The 14860-nt window shown below is 63.4% G+C and carries 13 protein-coding genes; 5 read left to right on the plus strand and 8 right to left on the minus strand.

Annotated features, from left to right (window positions below):
* Nucleotides 1-70: 70 nt before the first annotated feature.
* The 3 genes from BMX61_RS11915 to mntR form a co-directional block, all read right to left on the minus strand.
* Nucleotides 71-814, minus strand: a complete 744-nt coding sequence (locus BMX61_RS11915) for a FadR/GntR family transcriptional regulator (protein ID WP_075629502.1) — start codon at nt 812-814, stop codon at nt 71-73.
* A 171-nt stretch (nt 815-985) separates the two neighbouring features.
* Nucleotides 986-1762, minus strand: coding sequence for an SDR family NAD(P)-dependent oxidoreductase (locus tag BMX61_RS11925; protein WP_075629500.1), 777 nt, complete (start codon nt 1760-1762; stop codon nt 986-988).
* A 191-nt stretch (nt 1763-1953) separates the two neighbouring features.
* The gene (gene mntR / locus BMX61_RS11930) at nt 1954-2412 is read right to left on the minus strand and encodes a manganese-binding transcriptional regulator MntR (protein WP_075629499.1); all 459 of its coding nucleotides are present in this window, start codon (nt 2410-2412) and stop codon (nt 1954-1956) included.
* Nucleotides 2413-2695: 283 nt separating this feature from the next.
* On the opposite strand from mntR, the gene BMX61_RS11935 reads away from it, so the two are divergent.
* The 5 genes from BMX61_RS11935 (at nt 2696) to BMX61_RS11955 (ending at nt 8708) form a co-directional block, all read left to right on the plus strand.
* Nucleotides 2696-4069 (plus strand): Nramp family divalent metal transporter, encoded by a 1374-nt coding sequence (locus BMX61_RS11935; protein ID WP_075629498.1) that lies wholly within the window; start codon nt 2696-2698, stop codon nt 4067-4069.
* Between the two features lie 150 nt (nt 4070-4219).
* Entirely contained in the window at nt 4220-5251 is a 1032-nt protein-coding gene (locus BMX61_RS11940) for a Tim44 domain-containing protein (protein ID WP_075629497.1), read from the plus strand.
* 355 nt (nt 5252-5606) lie between these two features.
* Entirely contained in the window at nt 5607-6632 is a 1026-nt protein-coding gene (locus BMX61_RS11945) for a glycosyltransferase family 2 protein (RefSeq protein WP_075629595.1), read from the plus strand.
* Entirely contained in the window at nt 6632-7072 is a 441-nt protein-coding gene (locus BMX61_RS11950) for a GtrA family protein (RefSeq protein ID WP_075629496.1), read from the plus strand. The genes BMX61_RS11945 and BMX61_RS11950 overlap by 1 nt, the downstream gene beginning before the upstream one ends.
* A complete protein-coding gene (locus tag BMX61_RS11955) occupies nt 7065-8708 on the plus strand; it encodes a hypothetical protein (protein WP_075629495.1) in 1644 nt (547 codons plus the stop codon). The genes BMX61_RS11950 and BMX61_RS11955 overlap by 8 nt, the downstream gene beginning before the upstream one ends.
* A gap of 54 nt (nt 8709-8762) precedes the next feature.
* Here the strand turns inward: BMX61_RS11955 and BMX61_RS11960 are convergent, their stop codons facing one another.
* The 5 genes from BMX61_RS11960 to BMX61_RS11980 are packed head-to-tail and all read right to left on the minus strand — an operon-like array spanning nt 8763 to nt 14686.
* Nucleotides 8763-10976 carry an FAD-dependent oxidoreductase gene (locus tag BMX61_RS11960; RefSeq protein ID WP_075629494.1) on the minus strand — a complete coding sequence of 738 codons (2214 nt, stop codon included), beginning with the start codon at nt 10974-10976 and terminating at the stop codon, nt 8763-8765.
* A 19-nt stretch (nt 10977-10995) separates the two neighbouring features.
* On the minus strand, nt 10996-12204 hold the full coding sequence (locus tag BMX61_RS11965; protein WP_075629493.1) for an acetyl-CoA C-acetyltransferase: 1209 nt from the start codon (nt 12202-12204) through the stop codon (nt 10996-10998).
* 48 nt (nt 12205-12252) lie between these two features.
* A complete protein-coding gene (locus tag BMX61_RS11970) occupies nt 12253-12582 on the minus strand; it encodes a type II toxin-antitoxin system ChpB family toxin (RefSeq protein ID WP_075629492.1) in 330 nt (109 codons plus the stop codon).
* Nucleotides 12582-12839, minus strand: a complete 258-nt coding sequence (locus BMX61_RS11975; RefSeq protein ID WP_075629491.1) for an AbrB/MazE/SpoVT family DNA-binding domain-containing protein — start codon at nt 12837-12839, stop codon at nt 12582-12584. The genes BMX61_RS11970 and BMX61_RS11975 overlap by 1 nt, the downstream gene beginning before the upstream one ends.
* 53 nt (nt 12840-12892) lie before the next feature.
* Complete coding sequence (locus BMX61_RS11980) at nt 12893-14686, minus strand: acyl-CoA dehydrogenase C-terminal domain-containing protein (protein WP_075629490.1); 1794 nt, start codon at nt 14684-14686, stop codon at nt 12893-12895.
* Nucleotides 14687-14860 lie beyond the last annotated feature (174 nt).

Here is a 14860-nt window from a genome sequence, read left to right on the forward strand (position 1 = left end):
CCGATCCTTGGAGGCTGTCGGGGCTTTTTCATGAGCGGCGCTGCGTCAGGACGCAGCGTCCGCCTTCGCTTCAGCGGCCACGAGCCTTGCGCGCCGCCAGAGAGCGATTGACATCCTCCTCCGCCAGATCGAGCAGCTCGATCAGCCGGCTGCGTGCGGCCTCCGGATCACGCTGGGCGATGGCCTCATAGACGCCCCAATGAAGCGGGAGCGATGGGCGCTGGCCATAGGGATTGTCGTCGGACAGCTTGAAGCTGATCAGCATGGCCGTTGCGGTCAAGCTCGCCAGGGAGCCGAACAGCTCGTTTCCGGTCATATGCAGAATGCTCTGGTGAAATTCGAGATCGGCTTCGGCGAAGCGTTCATTGTCGTCGGCGAAGCGCTCCATCTTCTCATAGATCTTCTCAAGCGTCGCGATCTGCTCCTTGGTGGCGCGCTGCGCGGCAATCGCGCCGGCGCTCGGCTCGATGGCACGCCGCAGTTCGAACAGGGACTGTGCTTCCTCGAAGGTCGTCTTCGGCCCATAGCGCCATGCCAGGATATCGGGATCGAGAAAATTCCAATCCGTGCGGGCGCGAATGCGTGTCCCGGTCTTCGGCCTGGCCTCGACCATGCCCTTGCCCGCCAGAACCTTGATCACCTCACGCAGCGCCGTTCGGCTGACGCCATGGGCCGCGCTCCAATCGTCGGCATTGGGCAGCGGATCGCCCGGCTGGAGCTCGCCCCGCACGATGCTGCGACCCAGCAGATCGAGCAACTTCGCGTGCACGCTGACGCTTGCCGATCCTTGCGGGCCTGCACCGTTGAAAGGCATGATCAGGACTCCCCTTTATTCATCCTATTGATATTATTATTGGACCAAGCAGCCGTCAACTGTATGCGCGCGCGCGGGAACACGTCCTGATCGTGCCACATGACCTTCTCCTGCTTTGCCGCCAGATGGACCCTTGCCGACAAATAAGGCTCTAAGGTCGAGTCGATGCCTTTAGACCCAGCCTGCATCCACGATGAATTGCTGGCTGGTGCACATACGGCTGTCATCAGCGGCGAGAAACAGGGCCATGCGGGCGATATCCTCCGCTTGCAGCCGTCCCTGAAGGCATTGACGCTGGGCAATCTGTGCCTCGCCCTCCGGCGTCAGCCAAAGCCTGACCTGCCGCTCGGTCATGACCCATCCGGGAACCAGGCAGTTCACCCTGATATGATCGGGTCCGAACTCGCGGGCGAGGGCCCGCGTCATGCCCGTGATTGCAGCCTTGGCGGTCACATAGGCGCAGCAATCGGGGTCACCGACCATCCAGGTGATCGAGCCGAGATTGATGATCGATCCGCCGCCGGCTGCTCGCATCTGTGCAACAACGGCCTGGGCGGCGAAGAACTGGTGGCGGAGATTGATGGCCATGCGGTCGTCCCAATAGGCAACGTCGACCTCCTCGGTCTGATGGCGGTCGTCATTGCCGGCATTGTTGCACAGCGCCGCGATCGGCCCGTTCTCGGCGCTCGCCTGAGCAATTGCGGCCCTCAAGGCGTCGATCTCGCGCAGGTCGCAGGGAAGGAAGAGCGGCTTGGCAAGACCTTGATCGGCAATCGCATCGGCCAGAGCACTTCCCGCCTCCTCGGCAAGATCGACAAAAGCAACGCGGCTGCCCTGGGCGCAGAAGTGCCGCACGAGGCTTTCCCCGATGCCGGTGGCGCCGCCGGTGATGAAGACGCTGCGTCCATTAAGGCTGGGATAGTTGGCATAGGCTGTCTGGCTGTTCATCTGATGTCGATGCCTCTGTCGCGCGCAGCCAGCATCGAAGCCCGAGAGCCTCATTCGCTGGCAGCTGATCGCAACCTGCTAAGCGACAAAGAAGACAGGCACGTAACACCCGCTGCGCGGGGCTCTGTCAGGGGACGGCGCAGAGCATTGCCCGCAGCTTGCGGCGGCACCGGCGCCTGTGGCCTCGGCGTCTAGCTGTGGCTCGTGTCCCGCTCGATAAAGCGGCGGAAGGCCGACAGCGTTTCCTCGCTGACATGATGCTCGATGCCCTCGGCATCGATGCGCGCCGTTTCCGGGCTGACGCCGAGTACGCGCAGAAAGGCCTCTACCGTCTGGTGGCGCAGCCGGCTTTCGCCGGCCATCTTCTGGCCGGCGGCGGTCAGGAACACACCGCGATAGGGCTTGCGTGAGACGAGGCCTTCAGAGGAAAGTCGCGCCAGCATCTTGGCGACAGTCGGCTGCGAAACGCCGAGGCGGGCGGCGATATCGACCTGACGGGCCTCGTTGCCGTCCTCGATCAGGTCGGCGATCAGCTCGACATAATCCTCCACCAGCGCGCCGCGCTGGGCTTCCCGGCTCTGGCGGAAGCCCTCCGAATGCGTGTCCGCGTCCGGTAGCGGATCGGAACGGGGGATGGTTCGACGCACCAAATCCTGTCTCTTTTCTAAAATCCTTGAGCCGCTTTCTTAGCATGTCCCCGGGCCATGCAGAATGGCGCAGCATGGCTTCTCCCCAGATCGGTCCCGGAATCGCGTTCAAAAGCCCTTGTGGCCTGATGTCAGGGAACCGCCCGGTCCACGCCTCGTTTTCCGTGAGACTTTGGCCGCACCGCACAAAAAAGCTGCGGCGATGAAATATAGCATCTTGCATAATTCTGACCCGAGGCCTAGTTTTTGACATGTGGCGCAACCCCCGCACCAGGGCATATTGACGATGAGCGCATCCGATCTTTCCGACACGACACCGGCCGCCTTTGGCCGCATCGGCGCAGCCGCTTCGCGCGCCAGCCTCTCCGAAGTCCATGCGTCCATCCACGTGCCCAAGGATGGCACTTGGTTCCGACGGTTCTTAGCCTTCGTCGGGCCAGGCTATATGATCTCGGTCGGCTATATGGATCCGGGCAACTGGGCGACGGATATCGCAGGGGGTGCGCAGTTCGGCTACACGCTGCTCTCCGTCATCCTCCTGTCCAACCTGATGGCGATCCTCCTGCAGGCACTTGCCGCAAGGCTCGGCATCGCCACCGGCCGCGACCTCGCCCAGGCCTGTCGTGCGCATTATTCCAGGCCCGTCGGCTTCATGCTGTGGCTGGCCTGCGAGGCGGCGATCATTGCGTGCGATCTGGCGGAGGTGATCGGCACGGCCATTGCGCTGAAGCTGCTCTTCGGCATTCCGCTTCTGGCCGGCGCATTGCTGACGGCGGCGGATGCTGTGCTGGTGCTGCTTCTGATGAATCGCGGTTTCCGCTATCTCGAAGCCTTCGTCATCGCGCTGCTGACCATCATCGCGCTCTGTTTCATCGCGCAGATGGTCGCGGCCCAGCCGCCTGTGGCCGCCGTGCTCTCGGGCTTCATCCCCTCGCGCGAGGTCGTGACCAACCCGGCCATGCTCTACATCGCCATCGGTATTATCGGCGCGACCGTCATGCCGCATAATCTCTACCTGCATTCCTCCATCGTGCAGACGCGGGACTATCCCCGCACTGAGCCCGGCCGGCGCGAGGCGATCCGCTTCGCCGTCGCCGACAGCACGATTGCGCTGATGCTGGCGCTTTTCATCAATGCGGCGATCCTGATCGTGGCCGCCGTCGCTTTTCACGAGACCGGCCGGACCGATGTGGCCGAAATCGAACAGGCGCATGAGCTGCTTTCGCCGCTTCTCGGCTTCGGACTCGCCTCGACGCTCTTTGCCGTCGCTCTGCTGGCCTCGGGGCTGAACTCGACCGTCACGGCCACGCTCGCCGGCCAGATCGTCATGGAAGGCTTTCTGCATCTGCGCATTCCCAATTGGGCGCGCCGGCTGATCACCCGCCTTCTGGCCATCGTTCCCGTCATCGTCGTCACCTGGATCTATGGGGAGAAGGGCACGGCCGAACTGCTGATCTTCAGCCAGGTCGTGCTGTCCATGCAGCTGCCCTTTGCCGTGATCCCGCTGGTCAGCTTCGTCACCAACAGGCGGATCATGGGCAATCTCGTGGCGCCGCGCTGGCTGGCCTTGCCCGCCTGGCTGATCGCCGGGGTGATCGTCGTTCTCAACATCAAGCTGCTGATCGACACGTTTTCAGGCATCGGTGGCCTCAGCCACTGAGGGCATGGGCGTCTGCGCGCTGACAGTTGCCTGACGGATTCGTGAAGCGACGCGCGGGCGGCGAGTCTGCATTGTGGCGGGCGCACCCTTCCGTTGCGGCAGGCGGCATCCCATATAAGGGGAAACGAACTTTTGGAGGACACGAGTTTCATGTCAGGCTTTCGACGCATCTTCGCAATGACGGCGGTCGCGCTCACGCTGGCGATCACGGTGGCGGATGTTGCCGAAGCGCGGCGCGCAGGTGGCGGCGGCTTCGGCAGCCGCGGCACGCGCACCTATTCGGCGCCGCCGGCGACCCAGACCGCGCCCAGCGGCGCCCAGGGCATCAACCGCAGCATGACGCCGGACACGGGCCCGGCCGCGCAGCCCGGCATGAACCGCGCAGCACCTGGCATGCAGCAAACGCAGCAGGCCGCGCGCCCTGGCTTTTTCGGCAGCGGCGGCTTCGGCCGCTCGATGATCGGCGGTCTCGTTGCAGGCGGCTTGCTCGGTATGATGCTTGGCCATGGCTTCGGCGGCGGCTTCGGCTTCCTGGGCCTGCTCCTGCAGATGGTGCTGATCGGTGGCGGTATCATGCTGCTCATGCGCTTTCTCGCGCGCGGCCGCCAGCAGCCGGGCTATGCCGGCAGCGCGCCCGCCAATCCCGGTCGCTATGATGCGCCAGTTCGCATGGCCCCCAGCCCGCAGGCGGCAACGAGCGCCTCGTTGAAGGGCGGCCTCGGCCGTGGCGTGCCACCGGCTGCCGCCGCTGCCACAGGCACGGATGAGGTTGGCCTGACCGGGACCGACTTCGACCGCTTCGAGGCGATGCTTGCCGAGGTGCAGAAGGCCTATGGCGTCGAGGATTATGCCACGCTGCGCGCGCTGACGACGCCGGAGGCGATGTCCTATCTGGCCGAAGAGCTGAGCGACAATGCCACCAGCGGTGTGCGCAACGAGGTTTCCGGCGTTCGCTTGCTTCAGGGCGATCTTGCCGAAGCCTGGCGCGAAGGCGATGCCGATTATGCGACAGTGGCCATGCGCTATGAAAGCGTCGACGTCATGCGTGATCGCGCAAGCGGCCGTGTCGTCGAGGGCGATCCGGCACGCCCCACCGAAGCGACCGAGATCTGGACCTTCCTGCGCAAGCGTGGCGAGCGTGACTGGCGCGTCTCGGCCATCCAGGATTCCAGGGCCGCCTGAGCCTGCGCCTATCTGCCGTCTCTTCGACCCGCCTGTGTTTTCGCAGGCGGGTTTTTTCATGGCCGCGGCAGGGTAAACGGAATCCTTATCTGGTCGCGATGTCGATGAAAGACCCGAAACTATTATCCCGCCTTAAAAAAACGTAAAATTCAGTAGGCAGTGCAGCATGTCCTTTGGAGGATCACAGGCTCGTAATCTGTGCTGGAATCGCCCATCTCCCTAAAATTTTAGCATTTACCTTGAGGCAAGACTCATGGGTGTGCCCCATAGTCTTCGCAAGACTTCAGGAGTAGAGTGAGCTCCAAGTCGTCACATGCCCTTTTTATCATTCCATCTTGCAGAAGGTCATCTTCCCATGGGCGAGATCAGACTGTCCGTCGTGGCGCCGTGTTATAATGAAGAGGCAGTCCTGCGCGACTTCCATAAGCGCATGTCGCGAGCTTGCCGTTTTGCCACGGGCGAGGATCACGAAATCATTCTGGTCGATGATGGATCCTCTGATACGACCTGGTCGCTGATCGAAGCCCTGGCGGATGAGGATGCCCATGTGGTCGGCGTGCGGCTTTTCCGCAATCATGGCCATCAGCTGGCGGTTACGGCCGGCCTGTCCGTGGCCAAAGGCGACCGCGTGCTGCTGATCGATGCCGATCTTCAGGACCCGCCGGAACTGCTTTCGAAGATGATGCGCATCATGGATGGCGGCGCCGATGTGGTTTATGGCCAGCGCGCCGCGCGGATGGGCGAGAGCACATTCAAGCTCGCCTCAGCCGCCTTGTTCTATCGCCTCTTGAACAAGCTTTCCGCCGTTCCGATCCCGCGGGATACGGGCGACTTCCGTCTCATGAACCGCACGGTGGTCGATATCCTGCGCGGCATGCCGGAGCAGCATCGCTTCATTCGCGGCATGGTCAGCTGGATCGGCGGGCGGCAGGTTCCCATGCCCTATGTTCGTGAGCCGCGCTTTGCCGGCGTGACGAAATATCCGCTGCGCAAGATGATCGCCTTTGCAACCGATGCGCTGACGAGCTTCTCGACGGTGCCGCTGCAGCTTGCCGTCTGGCTCGGCCTGATGTCGGGCGTTTTCGCCTTCCTGATCCTCAGCTACGCCGTGCTTCAGTGGATGCTGGGCAATGTCGTTCCCGGCTGGGCAAGTTCGCTGGTCGCCATCTCCTTCTTCTCCGGCGTGCAACTGATCGTCATGGGTGTCTTCGGCGAATATCTCGGCCGTGTGGTGCAGGAGATGAAGCGGCGGCCGCTGTTCACCATCGCCTCGATCCGCCAGGCTGGCATCAGCACCCCGCTGCCCGCCGATTATTACAAGCTCGGCGTGGCCGAACAGGGCGCGCTGCTGGAGCAACGCTTCCTCAAGGTTTCCGGCTGATGGTTGAGCATCGGCCTGCCCTGTTCGAGCAGGCGGGCAGGGGGCTTCTGCCGCCATGGGCGCAGGCGTCCCTTTTCGCCCTCGTCGGCGTCGTCAACACGGCGGTCGATATCGCCGCTTTTGCCGGGCTGGTCTTCTTCGGGCTCGCCCCGTTGATGGCCAACCTCATCAGCTTCAGCCTGGGCGCGCTCAACAGCCTGGTGCTCAACAAGACGCTGACGTTTCGCGGCACTGGCGCGCGCTATTCGCTGCGGCTGGTGGCAAGTTTTGCCGTCGTAACGCTGGTTGCCCTGACGATTTCCCAGCTCAGCCTCGCTGGCATGATCGCGCTGGGCCAAGGGCATATGACCGCCAAGCTGGTTTCGGTCGTCTTCACCTTCGCGGTGAGCTTCGTGCTCAACAAGTTCATCACCTTCAGGAGCGCGCCGCGCCATGGCTGATCAAGCGCCGTCCCAGGCCTTTTCCTTTGCCGCTCCGCAAGGTGTCAAAGGTGCCAGTCGCGCGAATGCGCTGATGACAGGGCTTTTCGTTCTGGCGGCGCTGATCGCGCTTTTCCCCGTCCTCTCCGTCGCCGTGCCGCCGCTGCCGGATTATCCCAATCACTATGCCCGACTCTGGCTGATTTCGGGCGGCGTCGAGGATCCGGCTTTTTCCGCGGTCTACCGCGTCGATTGGGGCGTGGCCTGGACCAATGTGCTGATCGACATGATCGCCGGCCTGATCGGGCCCTTCCTGCCGATCACCGTTCTGAGCCCGATCCTGCTGGCTATCGGCCTCCTGATGCCGGCAATCGGCATTGCCGCCTTGAACGGCACGCTGTTTGGCGGGCTGCACTGGTGGGCCGTGTTCTGCATGATGCTCGTCTGGAACTTCATCTTCCTGGCCGGCTTCATCAATTTCGAAATCGGCCTTGGCTTGGCGCTGCTCTTTGCCGCGGGCGACATCCGCCTTGCGGCCAAGCCGGCCTTGTCGCGCATGGCCTATCGGATCGCGGCCTCTGCGCTGCTGCTTCTTGCCCATCCCTTCGCGCTGATGTTTTTCGCGCTGCTGCAGGCCGCGCTCGCCTTCGGGCCCAGGATTTCGCTCTTTCTCCGTCCGCGCGAATGGCCGGCCATGATCGGCCGCATGCTCGCCTTTTGCCTGCCCTGTTTCGTGCCGCTGGCGGCGTTGATGCTATTCGGCCCGGCGCTGCCTGGCTCCGATGGCCCTGCCGGCCGGGCCGGGTTGGTCTGGGGCGAGTGGTCGCTGTCCAATGCGGCGTCGGTTCTGCTCACCTATTTCAAGACCTATGATCCGCGCCCTGATGCCATCTATCTCGCGCTATTCGTCGCGGTTCTCGGCATGGCCTATCTGCGCCGCCGGCTTGCGGTGCATTGGGGGCTGGTTCTCGTCGCTGGCCTGCTGGCGCTGGCCTCGCCCTTCATGCCGGTCGCCTATCTCGGCACCGGCGCCATGGATCTTCGCCTTCCCTCGATGATGGTGCTGGCGCTGGCGGCGGGCCTGCGCCCCGAAATCTTCGAAGGCCGGCGCACGATCATGGCGGTCTCGGCCTTCGCACTCGCCGTCGTCGCCTCGCGCACGATTCTCGTCGATCGAGTCTGGCGGGCGGGCGAACGGAATATCGACGCCGTCGAAGCCGCCCTTGCCTCGGTCCCGGCAGGGTCCACCGTGCTGCCGATGCAGCACACCAATGATCGCGCGCTGGATCCGGTGGCGCCTGCCGGCCGTTTTCTCGGCCGCCACATGCCGATCCACTGGCATTATGGCAGCCTGGCCGTCGTTCGCCAGAAGGCCTTCATCCCCACGCTGTTCACCGCCGCCGGTAAGCAGCCGCTGACGATTTTGCCGCCTTACACCGAGATTTCCGTGCCCGAGGGCATTCCGCCCACGGTCGATCTTCTCGCCAAACCGGTCGAGCGCGACTTTCCCTATATGGCCGACTGGCCGCACCGCTTCGACTATATCCTCGTCGTCAATGCCGACATGCCCAATGTCGCCGGTCCGATGCCGGAGCTTGCCAACCTCACGCTGGTGGCGGATGAAGGCTTCGCGCAGCTCTATAAGGTGGTGAAATAGAAAAGGGCCCCGAGAGGCCCTTTCCGTCAAAGCTGTGCAATCCTGTAAGGCTGATCAAGCCGCCTTCTTCTCTGCCCGGTAAGGGTCGAACCGGCCGTAGAAGGTTTCGCCCTTCTCGGCCATCTCCTTGAGAAGAGGCGTCGGCTGGAAGTGATCGCCGTAGCTTGCCGCCAGCGTCTCGCAGAGCGCGACGAAAGTTTTCACACCCATGCCGTCGATGTAGGAGAGCGTGCCGCCGGTATAGGGCGCAAAGCCGAAGCCGAGGATCGAGCCGACATCGGCCTCGCGCGGGTCGGTGACGATGCCCTCCTCGATCGTGCGGGCCGCTTCGAGCGCGATGGTGACGAGCAGGCGCTGCTTCAGCACGCCGACATCGACATCCTCGGCCTTCTTCTGCGGATAGAAGTCCTTCAGCCCCGGCCAGAGCGACTTCTTCGCCGGCTTGGCCGGATAGTCGTAGAAGCCCTTGCCGTTCTTGCGGCCGCGCCGGTCGAGATCGTTGACCATCTTGTCGATCAGCGTCATGTGCTCCGGCTTGACCGAGTTTTCGCCGAGATCGGCGATCGAGGCCTTCATGATCTTCTGGCTGAGATCGACCGCCACCTCGTCATTGAGCGAGAGCGGTCCAACCGGCATGCCGGCCATCTTGGCGGCATTCTCGATCATTGCCGCCGGCACGCCCTCGATCAGCATGTCATAGGCTTCATTGATGTAGCGGAAGACGCAACGGTTGACATAGAAGCCGCGCGTGTCGTTGACGACAATCGGCGTCTTCTTGATCTGGCCGACATAGTCGAGCGCGACCGCTAGCGCCTTGTCGCCGGTCTTTTCGCCGAGGATAACCTCGGTCAGCATCATTTTTTCCACCGGCGAGAAGAAATGCACGCCGATGAACTGCTCCGGCCGCTTGGAATTTTCCGCAAGGCCGGTGATCGGCAGGGTCGAGGTGTTGGAGGCGAAGATCGCGCCTTCCGGCAGGACAGTCTCGATCTTCTCGGTCACGTCCTTCTTGACCTGGCGATCCTCGAACACCGCTTCGATCACCAGCGAGACATCGGACAGCGTGGCGTAGTCGGCGGTCGGCGTGATCAGGGAGAGCAGCTTTTCGCCTTCCTCCTTGCTCAGCCGGCCCTTGCCGACGCTGTCGGCCACCAGCTTCTCCGAGACGGCCTTGCCCTTGGCGGCGGCTTCTTCGTCACGGTCGATCAGGGTGACGGCGATGCCGGCGGCGGCGGTGACATAGGCGATCGAGGCGCCCATGAAGCCTGCGCCGACGACGCCGATCTTGGTAAGCTTCTGCTTCTCGATACCGGCCGGCCGGCGTGCGCCCTTGCCCAACTCCTGCATGGAGATAAACAACGAGCGGATCATCGAGAAGGCTTCGGTGGAGCGCAGTACTTGCGTGAAATAGCGCTGCTCCACCTTCAACGCCGTGTCGAAGGGCAGCTGCAGCCCTTCATAGACGCATTTGAGGATGGCTAGAGCGCCGGGATAATTGCCAGCGGTTTCGCGCCGGAGAATGGCGGGCGCGGCCGGCCAGAGCTGGGCTGCGGCCGGCGTCCAGATGCCGCCGCCCGGCACCTTGAAGCCGCGCTCGTCCCAGGGGGCAACGGGCTTCAGCCCGTCCTTGATCATCTGCTTGGCGGCGGTGATCAACTGATCGGGCTCGACCACCTGATGCACGAGGTTCATGGCCTTGGCGCGCTGTGGCGTGAGCGTCTGGCCGGTGGTCATCATCTGCAGCGCGTCCTGCGTATTGGCAAGGCGCGGCACGCGCTGGGTTCCGCCGGCGCCAGGGAAGATGCCGACCTTGACTTCCGGCAGGGCGATCTTCACCGATTTGGCATTGGAGGCGACGCGGCCGTGGCAGGACAGCGACAGCTCGAAAGCGCCGCCCATGCAGGTGCCGTTGATGGCGGCGACCCAAGGCTTGCCATTGGTCTCGACCTTGCGCCAGAGCCAGGTCATCCGTCCCGCCACGTCGAAGAGCTTCTGCATGGCCTGATCGGGATCGGCAGCCTGCTCGCCCTGCAGCAGCGAGAACATGCCGCGGATCATGGTGAGATCCGCGCCGCCGGAGAAGGTCGACTTGCCCGAGGTGAAGACCACGCCCTTGACCGCCTCGTCCTTGACGGTGGCGTCGACGATGGCGTCGATCTCGTTCATCACCTCCTCGGTGAAGACGTTCATCGACTTCTCAGGCATGTCCCAAGTGACAAGTGCAATGCCGTCGGCGTCGGTCTCGATGGTGAAATTCTTGTAGCTCATCCTCGAAATTCTCCCAAAATCAGACGCGTTCGATCACGGTGGCGGTGCCCATGCCGGCGCCGATGCAGAGCGTCACCAGCGCGGTGTTGAGATCGCGCCGCTCCAGCTCGTCGAGCACCGTGCCGAGGATCATCGCGCCGGTGGCGCCCAGCGGATGGCCCATGGCGATCGCGCCGCCATTGACGTTGATGATGTCGTGGGAAATCTCGAAGGCCTGCATATAGCGCAGCACCACGGCGGCGAAGGCTTCATTGAGCTCGAACAGGTCGATGTCGGAGATCGACATGCCGGTCTTCTTCAAAAGCTTCTCGGTGACATCGACCGGACCGGTCAGCATCAGCGCCGGTTCCGAACCGATATTGGCGAAGGCTTTGATACGTGCGCGGGGCTTGAGCCCCAGCGTCTCGCCGCCTGCTTTGGAGCCGATCAGCACGGCGCCGGCGCCGTCGACGATGCCGGAGGAATTGCCGGCATGGTGGACATAGTTGATCCGCTCTATCTCTGGATGGGCCTGGATGCCGACGGCTTCGAAGCCGCCCATCTCGCCCGGCATCTGGAAGGAGGCGTTGAGCGCCGCCAGCGTCTGCATGTCCGTGCTTGGGCGCATATGCTCGTCGCGGTCGAGAATGGTCAGCCCGTTCTGGTCCTTCACGGGGATGACCGACTTGGCGAAATAGCCCTTTTCCCAGGCCGCTGCAGCCCGCTGCTGGCTTTCCACCGCATAAGCGTCGACGTCGTCGCGGCTGAAGCCGTATTTGGTGGCGATCAGATCAGCCGAGACGCCCTGCGGCATGAAGAAGGAGGGGAAATTGACCGAGGGGTCCATGTACCAGGAGCCGCCCGACATGCCCATGCCGACGCGCGACATGCTTTCCACCCCGCCGGCGATGACGATTTCGTCCGATCCGGCGGCGATCTTGCCGGCCGCGAGATTGACCGCGTCGAGACCCGAGGCGCAGAAGCGCGAGATCTGCATGCCCGGCGCCTTGGTCGAATAGCCGGCTTCGAAAGCGGCCGCCTTGGGGATCACCGCGCCGGCATCCATCACCGGATCGACGCAGCCCATGATGATGTCGTCCACCTGGGCCGTGTCCAGCCCATTGCGTTCGCGCAGCGCTTCCAGCGTCTTGGCAGCCAGGCGAACGGAGGGCACTTCATGTAGCGCCCCATCCTTCTTGCCGCGCCCGCGCGGGGTGCGCACATGGTCGTAAATATAGGCTTCGGTCATGCTGTTCTCTCCCGTCGGCGCGTCTGCGCCATAGTGTTCCAGGGATCGCTAATCGAAAATCGTGCTGACGCGCGCCAGCACATCCTCAACAATGAAATCAGGCACCCGCTCGATGAAGCGGGCTTGGCGGGCTTTCAGGTCCACAGCTCTCAATTGGTTACACAAAATGACACCGTTACTGAGCGTGCCCGCTCCCGAGAGGGAAACGGCGAAACCCTGGAAGCGCGCGAACTGGCCGCCTGTCGTGATTGGCACCACCAGAGGTGTTCCCAATCGGTTGAAGCTGGCTTGGCTCACGATCAGGACATAGCGGCTGCCGGCCTGTTCCCGGCCCTTGATCGGCTCGAGATCGACATGCCAGATGTCACCCCGCTCCATCAGAGTGCCTCGCGCCCCGCCGGCTCGTCGTTCAGCCAGTCCTCATCCTCCTGAGTGAACGGGGCATCCGGGTCGCATTGGGCCAGCAGCTCCTCCAGCGTGTATTTTGGCCGTCTTTGAGGAGAGGCGACGATGCGCCCTTCCTCAACCGACACCTCCAGCTTGACATTGGCCCCAAGGCCCAGCTCTTCGAGCACGGGCTTCGGGATCGTCATCATCACAGAGCCTCCGACATTGCGCAGCGTCGATGTCGCCATAGTCGCCTCCTTGAAAGTTATATCAGAATATAACTTCCGCCCGCAGACGGCAATCAGAACGCCTCGGCCCCGAGCGTCATCATCGTTTCCGCCCCGGCTTCGACGCGGGTCTTGCGCAGCGCCGTTTCCGGCAACAGGCGCTCCATGAAGAAGCGGGCGGTGACCAGCTTGGCTTCGAGATAGGCCTGGCGCGGGTCGCTGTTGGCCAGCCCGTCCTGCGCCGCCTTGGCCATGCGCGCCCACATATAGCCGAGCACGACGAGGCCGAAGAGATGCATGTAGTCGGTGGAGCCGGCCCCGGCATTGTCGGGCTTGGCCATGGCATTGGACATGAACCACATGGTGGCGGCCTGCAGGTCGTTCAGCCCCTTTTTCAGCGCCTTGGTGAAGGGGGCCATCGCCTCGTCATTGCGGTGGGCCTCGCAGAAATCGCCCACCTCCTTGAACAGCGCCATGACGGCGCGCCCGCCATTCAGGCCGAGCTTGCGGCCGACGAGATCGAGCGCCTGAATGCCGTTGGCGCCCTCGTAGATCATGGCGATGCGCGCATCGCGCACATATTGGCTCATGCCATGCTCCTCGATATAGCCATGGCCGCCATAGACCTGTTGCGCCATCACCGCATGCTCGAAGCCCTTGTCGGTCATCACGCCCTTGAGGATCGGCGTCATCAGCCCGAGCAGATCGTCGGCCTGCTGGCGCGCAGTCGCGTCGGGCGAGCGATGGGCGATGTCGGATTGCAGCGCGGTCCACAGCGTGAAGGCGCGGCCGGCTTCGTTGAAGGCGCGGATGGTCATCAAGGTCCGGCGGATGTCGGGATGAACGATGATCGGATCGGCCGCCTTGCTGGCCTCCTTGGCGCCCGACAGCGCCCGGCCCTGAAGCCGCTCGCGGGCATATTGGGCGGCGTTCTGATAGGCGATTTCAGCGACCGACAAGCCCTGCAGGCCGACGCCGAGCCGGGCCTCGTTCATCATCACGAACATGGCCGCCAAGCCCCGGTTGGCCTCGCCGATCAGATAGCCGGTGGCGCCGTCATAGTTCATCACGCAGGTGGCATTGCCGTGAATGCCCATCTTGTGCTCGATCGCGCCGCAGGTCACTGGATTGCGCGCGCCAAGGCTGCCATCGGCCCCTATCAGGATCTTCGGCACGATGAAAAGAGAAATGCCCTTTGTGCCCTCCGGCGCGCCCTCGATGCGAGCCAGCACCAGGTGGATGATGTTCTCCGCCATGTCGTGCTCGCCGGCGGAGATGAAGATCTTCTGGCCGCTGATCTTGTAGCTGCCGTCTGCCTGCGGCACGGCCTTGGTGCGCAAGAGGCCGAGATCGGTGCCGCAATGCGGCTCGGTCAGGTTCATGGTGCCGGTCCATCGGCCCTCGACCATCTTCGGCAGATAGGTATCCTTCTGCGCCTGCGCGCCATGAACGAGGATCGCGGCAATCGCGCCCTGGGTCAGGCCCGGATACATCATCAGCGCCATATTGGCGGACGACATATATTCTCCCACCGCGCTGTGCAGCGTGTAGGGCAGTCCCTGGCCGCCGAATTCCTCGGGAACGGCCAAGCCCAGCCAGCCGCCTGCGCAATAGGCCTGGTACGCATCGGCGAAACTCTTCGGCGTCGTCACCCGACCATCCTCATGGCGCACGCAGCCTTCGCGGTCGCCGTCCTGGTTGGTGGGGAAGAGAACGTCCTCGGCGAGTTTGGCTGCTTCGCCGAGAATGGCTTCCAGCATGTCAGGCGTCGCCTCGGCAAAGCCCGGCAGATTGTTGTAGCGTTCGAGCCCCAGCACATCGTTGAGCACGAAGAGCGTATCGTCGGTCGGCGCCTTGTAGATGGGCATGTGCTTTTGGTCCTCGCCTGGTCGGGGCCGCCGGCTCCCGCCTCCCGGAAAGCCTGAGTGCCCGTTCATGTCCTCGTGGCGCCGGGCCATGCCCTGGTCGCCTGATCCTTTGCGCGGCTGGAAAGCCTTGAGCCGCCAGCGCATGGGGTGAGGGAGGGCACCTTGTGCCTGTGT

The sequence above is a fragment of the Xaviernesmea oryzae genome (genome assembly GCF_900109605.1).
Lineage (GTDB): Bacteria > Pseudomonadota > Alphaproteobacteria > Rhizobiales > Rhizobiaceae > Xaviernesmea > Xaviernesmea oryzae.

Bases quoted from the DNA above. Each gene is read 5' to 3' on its own strand.
- BMX61_RS11915 (WP_075629502.1), bottom strand. From the start codon at position 814: ATGCCTTTCAACGGTGCAGGCCCGCAAGGATCGGCAAGCGTCAGCGTG.
- BMX61_RS11925 (WP_075629500.1), bottom strand. From the start codon at position 1,762: ATGAACAGCCAGACAGCCTATGCCAACTATCCCAGCCTTAATGGACGC.
- BMX61_RS11935 (WP_075629498.1), top strand. From the start codon at position 2,696: ATGAGCGCATCCGATCTTTCCGACACGACACCGGCCGCCTTTGGCCGC.
- BMX61_RS11940 (WP_075629497.1), top strand. From the start codon at position 4,220: ATGTCAGGCTTTCGACGCATCTTCGCAATGACGGCGGTCGCGCTCACG.
- BMX61_RS11945 (WP_075629595.1), top strand. From the start codon at position 5,607: ATGGGCGAGATCAGACTGTCCGTCGTGGCGCCGTGTTATAATGAAGAG.
- BMX61_RS11950 (WP_075629496.1), top strand. From the start codon at position 6,632: ATGGTTGAGCATCGGCCTGCCCTGTTCGAGCAGGCGGGCAGGGGGCTT.
- BMX61_RS11955 (WP_075629495.1), top strand. From the start codon at position 7,065: ATGGCTGATCAAGCGCCGTCCCAGGCCTTTTCCTTTGCCGCTCCGCAA.
- BMX61_RS11960 (WP_075629494.1), bottom strand. From the start codon at position 10,976: ATGAGCTACAAGAATTTCACCATCGAGACCGACGCCGACGGCATTGCA.
- BMX61_RS11965 (WP_075629493.1), bottom strand. From the start codon at position 12,204: ATGACCGAAGCCTATATTTACGACCATGTGCGCACCCCGCGCGGGCGC.
- BMX61_RS11970 (WP_075629492.1), bottom strand. From the start codon at position 12,582: ATGGAGCGGGGTGACATCTGGCATGTCGATCTCGAGCCGATCAAGGGC.
- BMX61_RS11975 (WP_075629491.1), bottom strand. From the start codon at position 12,839: ATGGCGACATCGACGCTGCGCAATGTCGGAGGCTCTGTGATGATGACG.
- BMX61_RS11980 (WP_075629490.1), bottom strand. From the start codon at position 14,686: ATGCCCATCTACAAGGCGCCGACCGACGATACGCTCTTCGTGCTCAAC.